We start from the raw sequence: 18,243 nt of genomic DNA, 5'->3' as shown, positions 1-18,243 counted from the left end.
GATGTCAAGCAGATTGATTTATCAGCGCAAGAACGTCTTTTACGTATTTTTTTGCCCCAGGAATTCTGGATTTCTTCACATAACTCTCAAGGACCTGCTGACCTTTGAGTCCTAGTAAGAATTCGATTCCATACATCAGCAAAATTCCGCGGGAGAATCCGATCAACTTTTCCTTTTGATCAAAATCTTCAACCTCTTCTCCTTTGGGGAAATCCTGCCGCGCCTCTTGCGTCTTAAAAAATCCAATTTTTGCCGCACAAAAATCAATGAATCTCCTGTTTTTTACAATTACCAAACCCTCAATCTCACCTGGATTAATCCCAGAATTTTCGATTCTTATTTTATCGAAATTGAATATCACATCATCATATTTCTCGTGAATCGAAATTCCACCGATTTCGCAAAGTTCATCAAGCACCTCCTGGTACGGAGAGGAGAACGTGAATTCGTAAATGTTTTTGATATCCATTACCATGTGTCTACACCTTTAATCGTATTCAACAAGTCTTCGCCAGTATGTCTATAAGGGTCAACCGCTTCGTGTTGCCAAGGTGTCAGTTCGCTGAGGTTGGATGGGGCGTGTACCCCGGACCCGCCGACACGTTGAGGTATCGTGGTGTGATGCAGTTCCATCGCGACGTCCTTAGTTGAGATCGCTCCAGTCTTCCGGTTGACGACTTCGACTGTCATTTTAGGTGCTCTCCCGGCCTCCATCTCGCTAACATTATTTTTTGAATACCGGTTGGTCGGGTTTGATCTCTCATTATCGCCGACGGACTTCCAATATTTTTTACGCTCGGTACTCCAACATGCCCAACCCCATGGGTCAATCCAGCCGATTGGGTTCGGCGCGTACTGGAACAGGTTCGTGCCGCCGGCGAGCCCGATTGGATCCGGGTTGATGAACCGCCCGATGTCCGGATCGTAGAACCGGAAGGTGTTGTAGTGTAGCCCCGTCTCGCGGTCCAGATACTGCCCCTGGAAACGCAGGTTCTGCGGCCGCGGTACGTGCGCCGGCGCTGCCGCTGGCTGCATTTCGTCCCATACCGGCGGCGGCCGCTGCGGTGCTCGTGCGATCCATTCCTCCTGGACCGCATTGCCCCACACCTTGTAGCGCGCCTGCCAGACCAACTCGCCGTCGACGTCGGTCAGTTCTTCGGGCAGCCCCGACACGTCGTTATGGAAATAGTAGACGGTGTCGCGCGCATCGTCGTCGTTCGCCGCGGGCGCCGCCTGATCGATCCGCGCGAGCGGCACGTAGCTATCCGGCTCGTATAGGTACGTCAGCGCCTCTTCGCCGAGGCGGTCGTGATAGATCTCCTGTACGAGTCGCATACCGTCCCACAGGAAATCCGTGCTCGTGTAGCTGCCGTTGAGCTTGCGAATCCGCCGGCCGAACGCATCGTATTCGAAGTGTGTGGTCGACACGCCGAGCCGGTCCTTCGTCACGGCGGTCTTCAGCTGATTCCAGTCGTCGTATTCGAGCGTCTGCTCTTTGGCGGGGCCGTGGCCGCTCAGCTTGCGCACGAGCCGCCCGTACGCGTCATACTCAAAGCGCTTGTCCTCGAACATCCTGAGCCGGTTGTGTTCGACGTAGCCACCCGGGTGGTCGCTCGATACCAGGTTCGCGGCGGCATCCCAGCGGAACACCTCGGACGGCAGGCCTGGCCCCGTCGCCTGCTCAATGCGGCCGGTTGGGTCGTAACTGTAGTTCGTCGTCCCGTAGCGCTGATCGCGCTTCTGGACGACGTCGCCAGCCGCGTCGTACTGCCACTGCTTGGCCAGCAGCGCGTCCGCCGATGCACTGCGCTGCGCTGCCGCTCGCGCGCGGCGGCCGACGGCGTCGTAGCCGAACTGGCTGGTCAGCTTGCCCTGCCTGCGCAGTACCTCGCGGTGCAGATCGTCGCGCTCGATATCGGCAATCGCCGTGTCGTCGACGCGGATCTGGTGCACGTGACCGGAGCCGTAGTGCAACCAGTCGATCGTCTGCTCACCCGAAACGGTCGTGCTGACGCGATTGCCGAGCTCGTCGTACGTGTGCGCCAGCCACCCGGTCGGTGTGTACTCCTCGAGCACCTCGCCGCGCGCGCCGTATTTCAGGGTGACGCGGTTCTTCAGTGATGGACTGCGGCCGGTCAACGCGTACAGCTCGCCCGATGCGATCCGGCCCGCCTTGTCGTACCGGTATTCGCAGCGCTCGCGGGCAGCTTGCTTGGCGACAAGCTGACCGATCGCGTCGCGCTCGAACGTGGTCTGGAGCTTCCCCTCGCGCAGCGCGATGCCCAGCCCCCGCACATCGTATTCGTACGCGCGTGCGTTGCCGTCGAGCCCAACTTCCTCGACCAGCAGGTCGCGGCGATCGTAGCGAAAGCGATAGGTCTCGCGGTTCTCGTTCGTCAGGCTCGCTAGCCGGAATGCATCGTCGTAGCCGAAGCGTACGACACGATCGACCGCGTCGGTGCGCGACAGCAGCAGGCCGCGCGGATTCAGTTCATAGCGCGTGCGGCGCTGGTTCGGATCGACGACTTCGACGAGCCGGCCGGCGGCGTCGTAATGGAACATCTGGCGGGAGCCGTCGGCCGTCGTGATCGCCATGACGCGGCCCATCGCATCGGCTTCATACACGGTGGCCTGGCCGGCGGCATCGGTCACGCGCGCGAGCACACCGCGCGCGTCGTACGCGAAGCGGGTGGTCTTGCCTGAACAGTCGATATAGGCGGTCAACTGCGCACGCGCGTTCCATTGAAGGAATTTGTAGCTGCCACGAGCGTCGCGGATCGTGTGCACAAGGCCGCGCTCGTCCCGGTGATACTCGGTCGCAAACCCCGCCGGATCGCGCGTCATCGTCAGGTTGCCGAGATCGTCGTAACGGTAAATCCAGCGCGAATTCGCCGGATCGGTTTCCGCTACAGGCAGGTCGTAGTACCCATTCCACTCGGTCCGCTCGACCTGGCCAAGCGCATCGATGCGCTGAGTCTGCCGCCCACGCTCGTCGTATTCGAAGCGCGTCGTGTTTCCCGCCGGGTCGGTCGTGCTGATCAACTGCCGCTTTGCGTTCCACTCCAACTGCCAAACGTGGCCTTCGGCATCCGTATGGCTCGTCGGCTGCTGATCCTCGTTCCACGTCCAGCGCGTAACGCGACCGATATGATCGGTAATCGTCACCGAACGCTGAGCGAGATCCGCGTTGAATGTGTACGCTTCGCCGTCATTGGTCCAGTGGCGCACGACACGTGCATCACGGCCGACACCCTGCCACGCATAAAAGCACTGCAAGCCACCACGCAGCGTGTGCTGGACCATCAGTCCATGCTCGTACGCAAAGCGCCGACCGACATGGCCGCTACGATCCGTAACGGCCACCAGTTCGCCGGCATGGTTGTACGCGTACCGCACCAGCGTGTCGGGTTGTTCACCGTCAACGCCACGGGTCAGGTCGATCGCGGCAATACGTTGCGGATGCAACTTATCGTAGGACAGTGTCAGCAAGCGACCGGGGCTATCGTGCAACCGTACGGGTCGCACAATCTCGTCCTGAGCTTCTCGCTCCACCTCGATCCAGTTGCCGTTACGATCCTCGAGGCGCCACAGCTTGAGCGCTTCACGATCCGCATCGGTACGAGCACGGCCGAAATCGCGATACACGCCATCGACCGTTTCGACCACATAGTGGCCACCCTCGGTGCAGATCAGGTAAATGCCTTCAGGCACGCTGAAATGGCTCTCACCCGGCTGCACTGCCGGGAACACAATATCGCGCCCCTGCTCGTCCCAGTAGGTGATCGACACGACTTCGCCATGTTCGCGCGCCAGCCGCAACTCAACACTGATCGGCACGCTCCAGCCCGTCCCGAACAGGCTGTCGGCACGATCATCGAGGCTGCTATAGAAGCGCTGCCACACGATCGGCAGCGGCCCGGGCAATACGAAGTCGGTATCGTCCGTGCCATCGAGAACCTTGCTGCCGGTAATGACGTTCACCGGATGCCCGGCCGACGGCCTCGCCAGACTACCCAGCCAGGTTCCGAACGCACCTGCCGCGAAATTCATCGCAATACACGGCGCCTTGCTCTTCAGAAACTGCCCCCAGCTCATCTTCCCGCGGCCGCACACCGCGAGCGCGATACCGAGCGCCGCCCCCAGCCACCCGAGCCGCGTGGCCGACTTCACATCCCGCACGCGCTGCGTACCGCCACCGATGTAGACGTTGTCCGAGCCTTCGGCAATCGTCCCGTCGCACGTCGTCTTGTCGCCAACCCGCGCAGCAGGCTGATCGTTGATATAAACGCTGCCCGACCCGTCGGCGATCATCTGCGGCCCGGGATGATCGGTACACGCGACGGTATCGAGATCGCCCGGCTTCGCCGCCCGCGCCGCCGGCTTGTCGTTGACGTAAACGTTCCCCGACCCGCTCGCGATCTTGCCTTTGATCTCGGGCGGCACGATCGAATTGGCCAGCGCCTTCGCGCCGTCGTCGATGGCCTCGTTCATGCCGCTCGCTTCCATCAGCGCACCCGAGCCGACCGCCACGCCCACGCCGATCGCAATCACGAGCGGCGTCGCCAACCCCGCCGTGCCGATCTCGAGCGCAGCGAGGCCGACGAATATCAGCCCCTCCATCGCCTCTGCCACCAACGCGCCGACGATGGCCCCGCCGACCACGGACCCGACCGTGCCGACGAGCTCCCCCATGAACGACGTGTGCTGGATCGGATCTTCGAAGCGAGCGGCCGCGAAGTTTTCCGCGCTCACGACGCGTCACCCGGCCCGAGCAGGGACGGCCGCGCCGCGCGCGGCTGGAAACTGGCGAGCATGCGCTCGGCGATCGCCTGCTGTTCTTCGGTCAGCGGTGCCGCACTGGTCAACGTCATCACCAGCACGCGGCCGGCGTCGTCCGACGGAAACATCGTCTGCACCTGATGCCAGAGCCTGCCGTCCCGCTCGAGCGTGGAATCGATCTGAACGCCCGGACGGGACCCCACCGTCACGGGCCGGCGCGCTTTCTCGGTCAGCATCCTGGCATCGCGCGACGCCACTTCCCATTCGCGCGCGACGAACGCGTCGAGATTCTCCCCGTCACGCAACCGCCCGCGGGCGATCACGAGATTGAGGCCGCCGGGGCCGGCGTTCATCATCAGGATGTTGACCGTACGGTCGAGCGCCGCGTCCGGCAGTTCGAAGGTACCTTCGTGGATTGCGTAGTGCATGGCTGGTTTCGTTCGTTTTATTTGTTGAGATCGATGCGCGTGCCGTTGACCATCACGCCATCGTCGGTCATCAGGATCACGGAGCCCTTGTGCTCGAGGCGAATGCCTTCCGGCGCGAGCGAGATCGAGCTGTCCATCACCTTCAGCAGGATGCCGCGCTCGGCCACGTGGACCTGCGTGCCGCCGCCCCCATCCTTGGCCGGCGTCATCACCTCGACGGTGGTCGCGGTCGTGCTGCGCTTCTCGGCGATCGTCTCGGTCAGGTTGCCCTGCGGAATCTGCTTCTCTTCGCTGCCCGTCGCCACCAGCACGGTACGCATCGGCCCCATCACCTTGTGCGTCTCGTTGTTCTCGACGACGGTGTTCATGTCCTTCTGCGCGTGCATGAAGAATTCCTGCATGCCGTTCGTGTCGGTCATGCGGATCTCGTTCGAACCCTGCCCCTTGTGGGTCTGGCTCTTGATCCCCATCGTCTGGCCGGCCGCGCCGTGGTACGGGTTGCCCTGCTCGCCGTTGAACACGCGGCCGACGATCACCGGGTTATCCGGGTCGCCCTGGTTGAACGCGACGAGCACTTCCTGCTTGATCCGCGGAATCGCGGCCGCCCCCCAGCCGTCGCCCGCCCACGGTTGAGACACCCGCACCCACATCGAGTCGGATCCGTCCTTCTTGCCGCGCCGGTCCCACGGGAAGTGCACCTTCACCGCGCTCCCGTTGGTGTAGATTTCCTCGCCCTTGGGGCCGACGACGATCGCCGATTGCGTGCCGTGAATCACCGGCTTCGGCGTGCCACGCGACGCGCGATACGGCACCTTCTTCGGCAGCAGCGCGAAGCTGTTGCGGTACGGCAGTTTGGCGCTGTGCTGCGTGTAGTCGTTCACCGCCTCATGACGCACGTGCAGGATCACGTATTCCTGGTTGTTCTCGAGCACCGGGTGATTCGCCACGGTGACGGCACCCGCCGTGGTCATGCGCCACGCGTAGCCGCCGCCGGTAAAGCGATGGGCCTGCGCCTCCTCGGCCTCCATCGCGAAACGGGCGTAGCGGTTGCCGTCGTCGCCGTGGTCGTACAACGACTGGTGCTCGAACCGCTCGGTTGCGTCGAGCCGCGCGTGCTTGAGGTTCTGCGGCCCGGCCTCCACCAGCATCAGCGGCGACGACGGGTTCTGGTGGTTGAAGTCGCGGAACGTGACCTTGCCGACGCCAAAGCGCCGGCCTTCGTGCAGCTGGTCGATGCCGCTGTCCTCACTCGCCTCGGTGGCCGCGAACGGCACCGTCGCGAGCCCGTCGATCGGGCGGAACAGCAGATTCGAATCGCCGATCACGAGAACGTGCCTGTCCTTCTCGTAGCGGTGGGTCCAGACCAGCCCCTCCTGCTCCATCAGCCGCGCGCAGAAGTTGTAATAGCTCTCCTGGTACATCACGACATACTCGAGCGGCTTCTCGTTCGTCCGGATATCGAACACGAAGTCGGAAAAGCCGTGCTCCTGGAAGATCTCGGTGAGGATGTCCTGCGCGGTCTTGTTCTGGAAGATCCGGCAGTCGGTCGAGCGCGTCAGGAACCAGAACCACGGCACCGCCGTCAGGTGATACTGCGTGACGTTGCCGGGGTTGCCGGCCCGGTCGAACGACGCCACGTAGCCGTCGAAGTACCGGTCGTTGTCGGTCGCGCCCGATGCGACGACGCGCTCGAGCGTCGACAGGCGCGCCTGCTGGTCGAAGCGGATCTTGACCTGCTGGCCGATCAGGTCCTCCGGGCGCAGGTCGTGGCGATGCGACAGCAGGTCGAGGTGGATCTCCGGCAACCGGTTCACGTGCTCGTCGACGACGGCGGCGCTGACCAGCAGCACGTCCGGGCCCAGCGGCGTATCGAGCGTCACGTAGCGGTTGAGCTGGGTCAGGCGCGCGGGGTTGGCGGCGCCGTTGATCGCCTCGGCAATGGCGCCGGGCGTCTTGTCCATCAGCGAAAAGCCGGTCTGCGCGAGCTGCATCGCGCGCTGGACGGTGTCGACGTGCCCGGCCAGGCCCGCGAGCGGCCCGAGACTGCCGGCCACACTCGATGCAACCGGGCCGGCGAGGCCGCCGAGCGCGCTCAACGAGCCGAACGCACCGCCGCCCAATCCAGTGGGAATACCCCCGTTCGGAGCGAAACTCATTCTTGTTCCTTGCTTGTGTTCTCAGGTTCCGTAGACCGGCTGGCCGGCCCGAAGCCACGATAATGTAGGACAAAACCCGACCGCATGAAAGCTGCGCGCAAACGTTTTCGTTCAGGCCCCCGATCATACAAACACCGACCGGCGGCCGGCCACGTGCGGCTGCCCGCGCCGAAGCACCGCGCCGGCACGCCCGGAACACGACACAATCTGCATGAAACGTGTGACAGATCCACGAGGGGCGAGGCCTCGCCCCCAGTCACGATGAAACTGCGCGATCGCCCGGGAAGGAAACCGGCGCACGAAGGCGCCGCGATGCGGCGCCACTCAATCGATCAACGCGATCGATAGCGTGATTTCCGCCACTGGCACCCGCCCGTCTCCCCGATCGGGGAAACCGCCCCGTCACCGCGGCGACACGACGATCGCCGCCCGCCGATTCTGCGCCCGGCCGCCCGGCGTCTTGTTATCCCCGACCGGATCGCTCTTGCCCTTTCCGACGACCGCGATGCGCTTCGCATCCAGCCCGACGTCGATCAGTTCAAGGGAAACGACCTCCGCCCGCCGCCGGGACAACTCGAGGTCATACTCGTCCACCCCTTCCTGGTCCGAGTATCCATAGACCCGTACGCCGTTGATTCCGGCCGACCTGAGCGTACGGCCGATCCTTTCGACGATCCGCCGCACATCGGGCTTCAGGTTGTAGCGATCGAAATCGAACAGGATCGGCCCGGTCGAGCCGAACTCGAAACCCTGCTCGGTTTCCTGGAAGCCGGCCGACTTGAGCGCCGTGACCTGCGTCTGCGTCAACCCACGATGAAGCGGCGGCGCCTTGCAACCTCCAAGCAGCATGCACAAAAGCAGCGCGCTGCCGACGCACAAGCGCCCAATGCCCACCGGATACGTGTTGTTCATCATTGACCCCTTCGATTGCACCCGCATCGCGAGCGCATTTTCAACCCACTGCCGCGGCCTCGCCCGCAGCGTGAAACGATGAACCTCAAGCCGCCCCCGCGACCCCTTCCGCCAGTTGCCACGAGCCTGGCCGGGCGCGCTTGGCGCGGTACATCGCGGCATCCGCCGCCCGCAGCAAGCCGCTCGCATCCGACGCGTGATCGGGATACAGCGCAACGCCGGCACTCATCATGGTGGCCACCACGCGGCCGTCGGACAGCTCGATCGACGGCGCCATGCCGGACAGGATCTCGTCCGCAATACGACACACGCTACCCGCTTCGCGCACGGCCGGCAGCATCACAGCAAATTCGTCGCCACCCAGGCGGGCGACCAGGTCGGCCTCGCGCACCTGCGTGCGCAGCCGTGACGCGATGCCGATCAGCACCGCATCGCCGGCGTCGTGGCCGAGGCAGTCGTTGATTTCCTTGAAGCGGTCGCAGTCGAGATACAGGATCGCGACCCGCTGCCCCGTCACCCCGGCTTCGCCGAGGGCGATCGCGAGCCGCGATTCGAACTGCACGCGGTTGGGCAGCCCCGTGAGCGCATCGTGCGTCGCCTTGTGTTCGAGCGATGCGTTCTCGTCGCGCAGCGTGTTCTGCCAGTCTTCGAATTCGTCGAGCAGTGCATTGAAGTCGTCGCCGAGCTGGTTGAGCTCGGCAATCGCCACCGGCTCGACCCGCTGCGCGAACGCACGCTCGCGCCGCACCGCGTGGGCGACGCCGGCCAGCGCGCGCAACGGCGAAACGATGTTGCGCAGCAGGCGCTTCGAGCTGATATAGGCGCCGATCACGCTGACGGCCAGGCAACCGAGAATGCCGCCCACGCCGCCCAGCAGGAATCCGAAGAACTGATGGCCGCGCCCGCGCACGACGACGTGGCCGACGACGATGCCGTCATGCACCACCGGCGCCGTCACGGGCCCGGGCAGCGCAAGGTCGGCGACGACGCGCTCGAGCCGCGCGATCCCGCTGCCGGCGGGCAACTGCCACGTCGCGAACGGCTGGCCCTTGCTATCCGTGACCACGACCTGCGCGACGTCCTCGTCGCTGGCGATCAGCCCGATCGCCTCGGACGCCGCGACGCGATCGCCAAACACGAGCGCCGCCTCGACCGTATAGCCGAGCGAGCGGGCCAGCAGGTTCAGGTTGTTGCCGGCATACGCACGCAATGCGATCACGGCCACCACGATCAACGATACGGCGGCCATCGCGACGGCGACGAACGCGAGGCGCAGGTGCGCGCGGCGCAGCACGCTTTGCAGCGTCGGGCGCGGCACGCGCGACAGGGAAACGGGCGGGGCGTGCCGTGTCATGGTGCCCCCGGCCGCCGCGCGAGATTGAGCACGTTCGGGTGCACGCGCACCCCGCTGCGGGCGACGGCGTCGAGATTGATGTCGAACGACACGCGTTCGCCGTCGACGTTGAGACAGAACATGCCGCCCGCGGTGCAGGATGGATCGTGTTCCGAAATCGTCAGCACCGGATGGCCGGCCACCGCAGCTCTCACGCGCGCTCTCTCATCTGCGCTCAGGTTGCCGAGATAGACGACGTCGCAGGCGATACCGAGCGCGGGATCGTCGAAGCGCACACGCTGCACGTCGAGCAGCGTCGAGCCGGCCTGCAGCGTGTCGGTCAGGCCGCGCGCATAGTCGGGCCGGCCCGTGACGCACAGATGCAGGCGAACGGGTGTCGTCGGCCAGTGGGTGAAGCTGACGATGCCCAGCACGACCTGACGCACGGCCGTGTCGTGTGACGCGTCAGCGGGATCGGCGGGGCTCGCGGCGGCAACGATGCGCACCGTGTCGACCGGATCGTCGGCGCCGGCGGAAGCGCCGGCGAGCATGGCCTGTGCCGCTCCCAGAACGCAAACGATTGCGACCAGGGCGTGGCGCAGCGGAGCGGTTCGGCCGGGGTAGCCGGGCGCCGTTCGCGCGGCGATTGCCGCCGCGCCCGCTGGCGTCGCTGCAGTCGCGAGACTGGCAGCCGACGCGCACACTTTCGCATCCATGATGGCAACATCCGCTGGCGTCGCTCCGGCGCTGCCTCCCGCCTCCCTCCATGCGCGTGCAGGCACCGAATTACGCGCATGATGGCTTCATCTTAGGTAAAAATTCGCATGACCAACCAGTGGGAAACACCCGCGAGAAGCGCTGGAAAGTATGCGGAATCGGCGCTGGGCGCGCGGACGTGTTTGCCGATGTCGATCCGGTGTCGACGGCGGGAAATTGATCAGCGGATTGGTGGCTCGTGTACGCCAAACTTCATACGTTCTGTCGCGCGATGTCACCGCCGCCCCATCGCAGTGAAGGCGTCGGGGACGTTGTTCGGGATGACGTGAAGACGCGGTGAACAACTACCGTTCGTCAGCGTCCTCGACGAAGATCTCGAACCACGCGTTCATCACGGCCCAGAAGTCCACGTGCTCAAGCTCGGTCGGACGTTCGTGCCACGCTATCCATCCCATCGGGTTGCCGTCATCGGCCCCTTCGCTCGAATCGATGCACAGCCAATCGCCGCTGCCGTTATGAAACACGGCACGCACGAGATCCGGGTTCACGCCGAGCTTGCGCGTCTCGGCAGGTGTCAGGTCAAGCTTGTCCGTCAGCGCAGCCTGATCGGCGAGCGCCAGCGGTCCCATCGAATTCGCGGGAAAGAACGTCCAGCCGTCATGCACGTTTTGATGGAAAAGCCGCAGCGCTTCGGGCAGTGCGGCCCAGAACGGCGCATCAACCGGCGCCCGCTCGCGCAACGGCGCACGACCGATGAAGAAATTGAGGTCGTCGTGCTCGATCGTGTACGGATAGAGCAGCACGACGTCGCCGCCGTCGTTGCGGAACACGGCCGGACGCGCGAGCTTGTCGCGAAAGAACTGCGCGACGGCCGGCAATCGTTCGACGATGCCGGCCCACATCTGCACGAGCGTATCCGCCAGCACGTCGTCCGGCGCGGCGAGCAGCGCGCGCCACGCAGGCGGCACATCGACATCGGCCGGAATCTCGTGCGCCGCGAGCCAGACGCTGCCGCTCGCCCGGAAGCGCTTCAACTCTGCCGCATAAACCGGTGCGGTCAACTCGATCATCGCGTGTCACCCTCGAAGGCCGGAACCCGCGCATTCTACTGCCCGCGTCGTCGCATCGATCGCGAATCGTCGCGCCCAGGCCACCTGCCATGCGCGTCTTCTTGGTGCCCCACGCTGCCGCGAGTATGCTTGCAGTTCGCTAACCGTCATTCACCCCCACCGATGGATTTCGACGTCATCGTTCTCGGCGCAGGCATCGTCGGCGTATCGGCCGCGCTGCATCTGCAGGATCGCGGACGCAAGGTCGCCCTGGTCGATCGCGGCGCGCCCGGCGAAGGCACGAGCTTCGGCAACGCGGGGCTGATCGAGCGCTCGTCGGTCGAACCGTATCCGTTCCCGCGCAGCCCGTTCACGCTGATGCGCTATGCGCTGAACCGCTCGACCGATCTCTACTGGCACAGCGCGTCGCTGCCCGCATTCGCGCCCTGGCTGGCACGTTTCTGGTGGGAATCGGCGCCGCTGCGTCACGCGGCAGCGTCGCGCGACATGCTGCCGCTGATCGAGCGTTGCATCGTCGAGCACGACGCGCTGATCGCGCGGGCCGGCGCCGGCGAGCTCATCCGCGCAAACGGCTGGCTGGAAGCGTTCCGCACGCCGGCCGCATTCGAACGCGGCGTGGCCGACGCCGGACTCACCGCGCGCCGTCACGGGCTCGGCATCACGCCACTCGATGCCGCCGCGCTGCTCGCGCACGAACCGAGCCTCGCGCCCGGCTTCTGCGGCGCGCTGCACTGGCTCGATCCGAAAAGCGTCGTCGACCCGTCTGCGCTCGTCAAAGCGTACGCGCACCTCTTCGTGCAAGGCGGCGGCACGCTGCTGACGGGCGATGCCGCGAGCCTCGAGGCCCTGTCGCCGGGCTGGCAGGTCAGGACGCAGGACGGCATGGCCGCCGCGCCGGCCGTGGTCGTCGCGCTCGGCCCGTGGTCCGACACGGTGTTCGGCAAGTTCGGCTACAAGATCCCGCTGCGCGAGAAGCGCGGCTATCACATGCACTACGCGCCGTCCGCGCGCGGCGTGCCGTCGGCGCCGATCGTCGATCGCGAATACGGTTACGTGATCGCCCCGATGAAGCGCGGGCTGCGGCTGACGACCGGCGTCGAAATCGCGCGTCGCGGCGTACCGCCCACCGGCGTGCAGCTCGAACGCGCGGAACGCGTCGCGCGGCCGGTGTTCGGTTTTGGCGAGCGGCTCGACCCGCAACCGTGGCTCGGCTTCCGGCCGTGCACGCCCGACATGCGCCCGGTGATCGGCCCCGCGCCCGCGCATCGCGGGCTGTGGTTCGCGTTCGGGCACAACCATCACGGGCTGACGCTCGGCCCCGTCACGGGCCGCCTGCTGGCCGAGATGATGACGGGAGAAGCGCCATTCACGGATCCGACGCCGTATCGCGCCGATCGCTTCTGACCCGGCACCGCATCGACGCGCGCTCAGTCGAGCGCGCGGCCGAAGATGCGGATCACTTCGTCGAGATGTTCGGCCATCGCGCGGCGCGCGGCGTCCGGGTCGCGTGCGCGGATCGCATCGAGGATCGCGCGGTGTTCCTGCTCCGACCGGTGCGGCATGTCGTTCGGCATGTACAGCGACTGCAGCCGCTGGAACATCAGGTCGTACTTGTGCGCGAGCAACTGCTTGATCATCAGCGCATACGCGGCGTTGTCGCTCGCTTCCGCGATGCGGATATGAAACAGCCGGTCGCCCGGATGCGTGAGCGAGCCGCTGCGGTTGTCGTCCTGGTTGCGCAGGAACGCTTCGTGGATCCCTTCGATCTGCTCGTCCGAGCCATGCTTCGCGGCAAGCGACGCGGCTTCCGGCTCGATCAGCCGGCGCGCCTGCAACAGCGCGAACGGCGGGATTTCGGTATCGAGGTCGAGTGCGATACCGAGTTCGGGATCGATCTCGATGATCGTGAAGGGCGTGGCCTTCGCTGCGAGCTCGGGCGTGGGCTCGGGTGCGGCGGCCGTTTCGGGATGGCGCACCTTCACGCCGTCGCCGACACGCACGCTCACGAGGCCGCTCACTTCGAGCGCGATCAGCGCCTCGCGCACCGACGTGCGCGATACGCCGAACTGTTCGGCCAGTTCACGCTCGGGCGGCAGATAGCTGCCCGGCGGAAAATCGCCGGACTCGATCATCGCACTGAGCTTGTCGGCGATCTGCTGGTAGAGACGGCGGTTCTGAATCGGCTGGATGGACATACGTTGATGCAGGTGATCGGTTTCGTTCCGGACGGTCTGACGAATCGAACAGACCGTTCGCGCCTATTTTATATGCCGCGCTTCACCGCGCCCGGCACCGCGTAACAACGCGCGGCGGACCCGCCCCACAGCGCGTGGCGCTCGGCCGCCGACAGCCGCGATTCGGCCCAGCGTTCGACGATCGACGCGACTTCGTCGTACGACGCGGCCAGCAGGCACACGGGCCAGTCCGACCCGAACATCAGCCGCTGCGGGCCGAACGCGTCGAGCGCCGCGTCGAGACACTGCTCGATATGCCGGACGTCCTTCCCGCGCAGGCCGCGCTTCCAGTCGGCTTCGGTCACGAGGCCCGACAGCTTGCACGCGACATGCGGCAGCGCGCCCAGCTCGCGCAACGCGGCGCGCCAGCGCGCGAGCGCGGTGTCGTCGCGCTCGAAGTCGGCGAGCGCGGGCTTGCCGACATGATCGAGCACGAGCCAGTGCGCGTCGTGCCGCGCGCAGAATGCTTGCACGTCCGGCAACTGGCGCTCGAACACGAGCACGTCGTACACGTAGCCGTGCGCCTGCAGCCACGCGATGCCGCGGTTGAAGCCCGGCTCCGCGACGAACGCGCCGGCATCGGCTTCGTCCTGCACCTGGTGGCGGAAGCCACGCAGCTTCGGGCTGCGCCATTCGGCGATACGATCCGCGAGCTGCGGCGCGGCAAGATCCTCCCAGCCGACCACCGCCGCGATGCGCGCATCGTCGCGCGCGAGATCGAGCAGGAACGCCGTCTCGTCGCGCCCGGCGCGCGCCTGCACCGCGATCGACGCGCCGAGCGCCTGCGCATGCATCAGCGGCCATAGCGCGTCGGGCAGGTAGTCGCGGGCGAGTACCCCCATCCCGGCGCCGATCCACGGGTAATCGGCGGCGCGATAGCGCCAGAAGTGCTGATGCGAATCGATGCGCACTGCGCCCATGATGCCCTCGTGTCCGGTCGCGACGGCGGCAGCACGCGCCACCGCCGCTCGACGCAACGTTCAGTCGTACAACACCGCCGCGATCTTCGGATCGTCGATATTGGTCTTGTCGTACCAGTAGAAACCGGTATCGATGACCTTCGGCAGCTTCTCGCCCTTGATCGCCTTCACGGCCGCCTCGACGGTCTTGTAGCCGATCCCGATCGGGTTCTGCGTGATCGCGCCGGCCATCAGCCCGCTGCGGATCGCGTCCTTCTGTTGCTTGCCGGAATCGTACCCGACGATCACGACCTTGCGCTTCATCTCGCGCACGCCATTGACCACGCCGATCGCCGAGCCTTCGTTGGTGCCGAACAGCCCCTTGAGCTTCGGATACGCCTGCAGGATCGACTTCGTCACCTCGGTCGACTTCAGCTGGTCGCCTTCACCGTACTGCACGGTCACGACCTGCACCTTCGGATGCGCCGCTTTCATCCGTTCGAGAAAGCCGTCGCGGCGGTCGATGCCGGTGCGGCTCGTCTGGTCGTGCGCGACCACGGCCACCTCGCCTTCGTCGCCGATCAGCGCGGCGAGCTTGTCGGCGGCGAGCGACGCGGCGGCCTTGTTGTTGGTCGCGGCCGTCGTCACCGGGATGTCGCTGTCGACGCCCGAGTCGAACGCTATCACCGGGATCTTCTCGGCCTGCGCCTTCTTCAGGAGCGGCAGCGCGGCCTTGCTGTCGAGCGCCGCGAAGCCGAGCGCAGCCGGCTTCTTCGCGATCGCGGCCGACAGCATGTCGATCTGCTTGTCGACCATCGCCTCGGTCTCGGGGCCTTCGAACGTCACCTTCACCTTGTAGTCCTTCGCGGCCTGCATCGCGCCCGCCTTCACGGCCTGCCAGAACTGATGCTGGAAGCCCTTCGAGATCAGCGGGATGTAGGTTTCCTGCGCCTGCGCGGCGGCCGTGACGCCGACGGCGAACGTCAGCCCGACGATCGCGTTCAACACCTTGCTCCTGATCACTTCGCGTCTCCTTTTTTCGTATCGACTGGAACGACTGGGACGCCGGCCGGAACCGGCGATGAAGCACATGCCTGCGTGAATGCGTGCGTCAGCGGCGGCGCCGGCGCAGGATGTCGACGTAGACGGCCAGGATGATGATCACGCCCGTCACGACCGTCTGCCACTCCTGCGCGACCGACATGATGCGCAGGCCGTTCGTCAGCACGCTCATGATGAACGCGCCGATGATCGTGCCGACGATGCTGCCCGCGCCGCCCGACAACGACGTGCCGCCGATCACGACGGCCGCGATCGCATCGAGCTCGTAGCCCTGCCCGAGCGCGGGCTGCGCGGAATTCAGCCGCGATGCGATCAGCAGCCCGGCGATCCCGCACACCGCGCCGCTGAACGTGTAGACCGCGATCTTCCACGCGTCGACGTTGACGCCCGACAGCCGCAGCGCTTCCTCGTTGCTGCCGAGCGCGAACGTGTAACGGCCGAAGATCGTCCGGTTCAGCACGATCGATGCGCCGATCGCGACGAGGAACAGGATCAGCACCGCGTTCGGAATCGGCAGCGCGGGGATCAGGTTGCCGATCAGTGAATCCTGCGCGATCGACGTGAAGCCCGGCGTGTCGTTGAAGTAGATCGGCCGCGTGCCCGAAATCACGAGCGACAGCCCCTTGAGCAGCATCATCATGCCGAGCGTCGCGATGAACGGCGGCACCTTCATCTTCGCGATCACGAAACCCGACACGCAGCCCGACAGCGCGCCGAAGAACAACGCGGCCAGGATCCCGAGCGGCAGCGGCATGCCCCAGTTCGTCAGCACGACGCCGGCCATCACCGCGCAAAACGTCATCAGTGTGCCGACCGACAGGTCGATGCCCGACGTGATGATCACGTAGGTACAGGCGACGGCCAGCACGCCGTTCACTGCAGTGGCCTGCAGGATCGCGACGAGGTTGTCGACTTCGAGAAAGTTCGGCGACGCGATGCTGAAGAACACGATCAGCAGCACGAGGCTCGCGAACGCGAGCAGCTTCTGGCGCGCAGCCGGGTTGAAGAAGCGGGCGCGGAAGCCGGATGCGCCGGCCGGCGTGTCGCCGGACGCGAGAGGCGGAACGGGATGCGTATCGTTGGACATGATCGTAGGGGCTGAATCAGGACAATACGGTCGACTCGCGCTGCGTCGCGAGCTGCATGATCTTTTCCTGCGTGGCGTCGGCCGCGCGCAATTCGCCGGTCACACGCCCTTCGCACATCACGAGAATCCGGTGGCTCATGCGTAGCACTTCCGGCAATTCCGACGAGATCATCACGATCGCCTTGCCCGCGGCGGCGAGCGCGTCGAGCAGCTTGTAGATCTCGCTTTTCGCGCCGACGTCGATGCCGCGCGTCGGCTCGTCGAAGAACAGGATGTCGCAGTCGCGCAGCAGCCACTTCGCGATCACGATCTTCTGCTGGTTGCCGCCCGACAGCAGCCGCGCCGGCTGCGCGACCGACGGCGTGCGGATCGCGAGCTGCCGCACGTACGACTGCGCGGTGTCGCGCAGCGCGCGCGCATCGAGAAACACGCCGCGGCGCACGAAGCGGCGCAGGCTCGACAGCGCGATGTTGTTCTGCACGTCCATCCCGACCGCGAGCCCGAAGTGCTTGCGATCTTCGGACAGGTAGCCGATGCCGTGCTTCACCGCATCGGCCGGCGTGCGGATCGTCACGGTCTTGCCGTGCACGCGGATCTCGCCCGCGTCGACCGGATCCGCGCCGAACACCGCGCGCGCGACCTCGGTGCGGCCTGCGCCCATCAGCCCCGCGAAGCCGAGAATCTCGCCGCGCCGCAGCGTGAAGCCGACGTCGCGAATCGCGCGGCCGCGCGACAGCCCGCGCACTTCGAGCGCGACGTCGTTCGCGGACGTATCGGGCGGCGTGCGGGATTCGGTGGCGAGCTGGCGGCCGACCATCATCGCGATGATCGCGTCCATCGACGTGTCCGCCATCGGCACGGTCGCGACGTACTTGCCATCGCGCATCACGGTCACGCGATCGGCGATCTGGCGCAGCTCGTCCATCTTGTGCGAGATATAGACGATGCCGACACCGTGCGTGCGCAGGTCGCCGATGATGCGGAACAACTCGGCGATCTCCGCGTTGTTGAGCGCGGCGGTCGGCTCGTCCATGATCAGCACCCGTGAGTCGAACGACAGCGCCTTCGCGATCTCGACCATCTGCTGCTTCGCCACCGTGAGCCGACCGACCGGCGTGCGCGGGTCGAGATCGAGCCGCATCCGCGCGAAGATCGCGGCCGCGTCGCGGTTGAGTGCCGCTTCGTCGACGAACACGCCGAAGCGGCCGCGCGGCTCGCGGCCGATGAAGATGTTCTGCGCGACGCTCAGGTGGTTCATCAGGTTCAGTTCCTGATGGATGATGCCGATCCCGAGCGCCTGCGCGGCGCGCGGATCGGCGATCTCCACCGCGCGGCCGTCCATCCGGATCTCGCCTTCGTCGCGTGGGTAGACGCCCGCGAGGATCTTCATCAGCGTGGACTTGCCGGCGCCGTTCTCGCCCATCAGCGCATGCACTTCGCCGGCACGCAGGTCGAAACGGCAATCGTCGAGCGCCTGCACGCCCGGGAAGCGCTTGCCGATGCCGGTCAGCGCAATCAGCGGCGGCACGGTGTTCGGGTTCAGGTCGGGTTGCATGGATCGCCGCC

Annotated in this window: 14 protein-coding genes; 1 reads left to right on the top strand and 13 read right to left on the bottom strand. The window is 65.6% G+C overall.

Annotation, left to right across the window (positions count from 1 at the left end):
• Positions 1–4: 4 nt before the first annotated feature.
• The 8 genes from ACN8ZM_RS18815 to ACN8ZM_RS18780 all read right to left on the bottom strand — a co-directional run bounded on the left by ACN8ZM_RS18815 (position 5) and on the right by ACN8ZM_RS18780 (position 11,395).
• Complete coding sequence (locus tag ACN8ZM_RS18815) at positions 5–475, bottom strand: hypothetical protein (RefSeq protein WP_420212020.1); 471 nt, start codon at positions 473–475, stop codon at positions 5–7.
• A complete protein-coding gene (locus ACN8ZM_RS18810; protein ID WP_420212019.1) occupies positions 469–4,752 on the bottom strand; it encodes an RHS repeat-associated core domain-containing protein in 4,284 nt (1,427 codons plus the stop codon). Before ACN8ZM_RS18810 ends, ACN8ZM_RS18815 begins: the two co-directional genes overlap by 7 nt.
• Positions 4,749–5,207 (bottom strand): DcrB-related protein, encoded by a 459-nt coding sequence (locus tag ACN8ZM_RS18805; protein WP_420212018.1) that lies wholly within the window; start codon positions 5,205–5,207, stop codon positions 4,749–4,751. The genes ACN8ZM_RS18810 and ACN8ZM_RS18805 overlap by 4 nt, the downstream gene beginning before the upstream one ends.
• 17 nt (positions 5,208–5,224) lie before the next feature.
• Entirely contained in the window at positions 5,225–7,363 is a 2,139-nt protein-coding gene (locus ACN8ZM_RS18800; protein WP_420212017.1) for a type VI secretion system Vgr family protein, read from the bottom strand.
• A 402-nt stretch (positions 7,364–7,765) separates the two neighbouring features.
• The gene (locus tag ACN8ZM_RS18795; protein WP_043181406.1) at positions 7,766–8,275 is read right to left on the bottom strand and encodes an OmpA family protein; all 510 of its coding nucleotides are present in this window, start codon (positions 8,273–8,275) and stop codon (positions 7,766–7,768) included.
• A gap of 85 nt (positions 8,276–8,360) precedes the next feature.
• Positions 8,361–9,629, bottom strand: a complete 1,269-nt coding sequence (locus tag ACN8ZM_RS18790) for a diguanylate cyclase domain-containing protein (protein ID WP_301770012.1) — start codon at positions 9,627–9,629, stop codon at positions 8,361–8,363.
• Positions 9,626–10,324 carry a YfiR family protein gene (locus ACN8ZM_RS18785; protein WP_089452058.1) on the bottom strand — a complete coding sequence of 233 codons (699 nt, stop codon included), beginning with the start codon at positions 10,322–10,324 and terminating at the stop codon, positions 9,626–9,628. Before ACN8ZM_RS18785 ends, ACN8ZM_RS18790 begins: the two co-directional genes overlap by 4 nt.
• Positions 10,325–10,669: 345 nt before the next feature.
• Positions 10,670–11,395 carry an SMI1/KNR4 family protein gene (locus tag ACN8ZM_RS18780; protein WP_420212016.1) on the bottom strand — a complete coding sequence of 242 codons (726 nt, stop codon included), beginning with the start codon at positions 11,393–11,395 and terminating at the stop codon, positions 10,670–10,672.
• 162 nt (positions 11,396–11,557) lie between these two features.
• Between ACN8ZM_RS18780 and ACN8ZM_RS18775 the strand changes: the two genes are divergently transcribed.
• Positions 11,558–12,799, top strand: a complete 1,242-nt coding sequence (locus ACN8ZM_RS18775; RefSeq protein WP_420212015.1) for an NAD(P)/FAD-dependent oxidoreductase — start codon at positions 11,558–11,560, stop codon at positions 12,797–12,799.
• Between the two features lie 23 nt (positions 12,800–12,822).
• Here ACN8ZM_RS18775 and ACN8ZM_RS18770 read toward each other — a convergent pair whose 3' ends face one another.
• From ACN8ZM_RS18770 to ACN8ZM_RS18750, 5 genes are all read right to left on the bottom strand, one after another.
• Complete coding sequence (locus ACN8ZM_RS18770; protein WP_089452055.1) at positions 12,823–13,590, bottom strand: FadR/GntR family transcriptional regulator; 768 nt, start codon at positions 13,588–13,590, stop codon at positions 12,823–12,825.
• Between the two features lie 68 nt (positions 13,591–13,658).
• The gene (locus ACN8ZM_RS18765; protein WP_420212014.1) at positions 13,659–14,549 is read right to left on the bottom strand and encodes an amidohydrolase family protein; all 891 of its coding nucleotides are present in this window, start codon (positions 14,547–14,549) and stop codon (positions 13,659–13,661) included.
• Between the two features lie 60 nt (positions 14,550–14,609).
• A complete protein-coding gene (locus tag ACN8ZM_RS18760) occupies positions 14,610–15,551 on the bottom strand; it encodes an ABC transporter substrate-binding protein (RefSeq protein WP_043180352.1) in 942 nt (313 codons plus the stop codon).
• A gap of 88 nt (positions 15,552–15,639) precedes the next feature.
• A complete protein-coding gene (locus ACN8ZM_RS18755) occupies positions 15,640–16,677 on the bottom strand; it encodes an ABC transporter permease (RefSeq protein WP_043180355.1) in 1,038 nt (345 codons plus the stop codon).
• Between the two features lie 16 nt (positions 16,678–16,693).
• Positions 16,694–18,232, bottom strand: coding sequence for a sugar ABC transporter ATP-binding protein (locus ACN8ZM_RS18750; RefSeq protein WP_420212013.1), 1,539 nt, complete (start codon positions 18,230–18,232; stop codon positions 16,694–16,696).
• Positions 18,233–18,243 lie beyond the last annotated feature (11 nt).

The organism is Burkholderia aenigmatica, assembly GCF_048627025.1.
Lineage (GTDB): Bacteria > Pseudomonadota > Gammaproteobacteria > Burkholderiales > Burkholderiaceae > Burkholderia > Burkholderia aenigmatica.
The sequence above is the reverse complement of the archived record's forward strand: the minus strand, read 5'-3'. Positions and strand labels throughout refer to the sequence as shown.

Coding starts and splice junctions, on each gene's coding strand:
- ACN8ZM_RS18780 (WP_420212016.1), bottom strand. CDS start 11,395: ATGATCGAGTTGACCGCACCGGTTTATGCGGCAGAGTTGAAGCGCTTC.
- ACN8ZM_RS18800 (WP_420212017.1), bottom strand. CDS start 7,363: ATGAGTTTCGCTCCGAACGGGGGTATTCCCACTGGATTGGGCGGCGGT.
- ACN8ZM_RS18765 (WP_420212014.1), bottom strand. CDS start 14,549: ATGGGCGCAGTGCGCATCGATTCGCATCAGCACTTCTGGCGCTATCGC.
- ACN8ZM_RS18790 (WP_301770012.1), bottom strand. CDS start 9,629: ATGACACGGCACGCCCCGCCCGTTTCCCTGTCGCGCGTGCCGCGCCCG.
- ACN8ZM_RS18795 (WP_043181406.1), bottom strand. CDS start 8,275: ATGAACAACACGTATCCGGTGGGCATTGGGCGCTTGTGCGTCGGCAGC.
- ACN8ZM_RS18775 (WP_420212015.1), top strand. CDS start 11,558: ATGGATTTCGACGTCATCGTTCTCGGCGCAGGCATCGTCGGCGTATCG.
- ACN8ZM_RS18770 (WP_089452055.1), bottom strand. CDS start 13,590: ATGTCCATCCAGCCGATTCAGAACCGCCGTCTCTACCAGCAGATCGCC.
- ACN8ZM_RS18755 (WP_043180355.1), bottom strand. CDS start 16,677: ATGTCCAACGATACGCATCCCGTTCCGCCTCTCGCGTCCGGCGACACG.
- ACN8ZM_RS18750 (WP_420212013.1), bottom strand. CDS start 18,232: ATGCAACCCGACCTGAACCCGAACACCGTGCCGCCGCTGATTGCGCTG.
- ACN8ZM_RS18815 (WP_420212020.1), bottom strand. CDS start 475: ATGGTAATGGATATCAAAAACATTTACGAATTCACGTTCTCCTCTCCG.
- ACN8ZM_RS18785 (WP_089452058.1), bottom strand. CDS start 10,324: ATGGATGCGAAAGTGTGCGCGTCGGCTGCCAGTCTCGCGACTGCAGCG.
- ACN8ZM_RS18805 (WP_420212018.1), bottom strand. CDS start 5,207: ATGCACTACGCAATCCACGAAGGTACCTTCGAACTGCCGGACGCGGCG.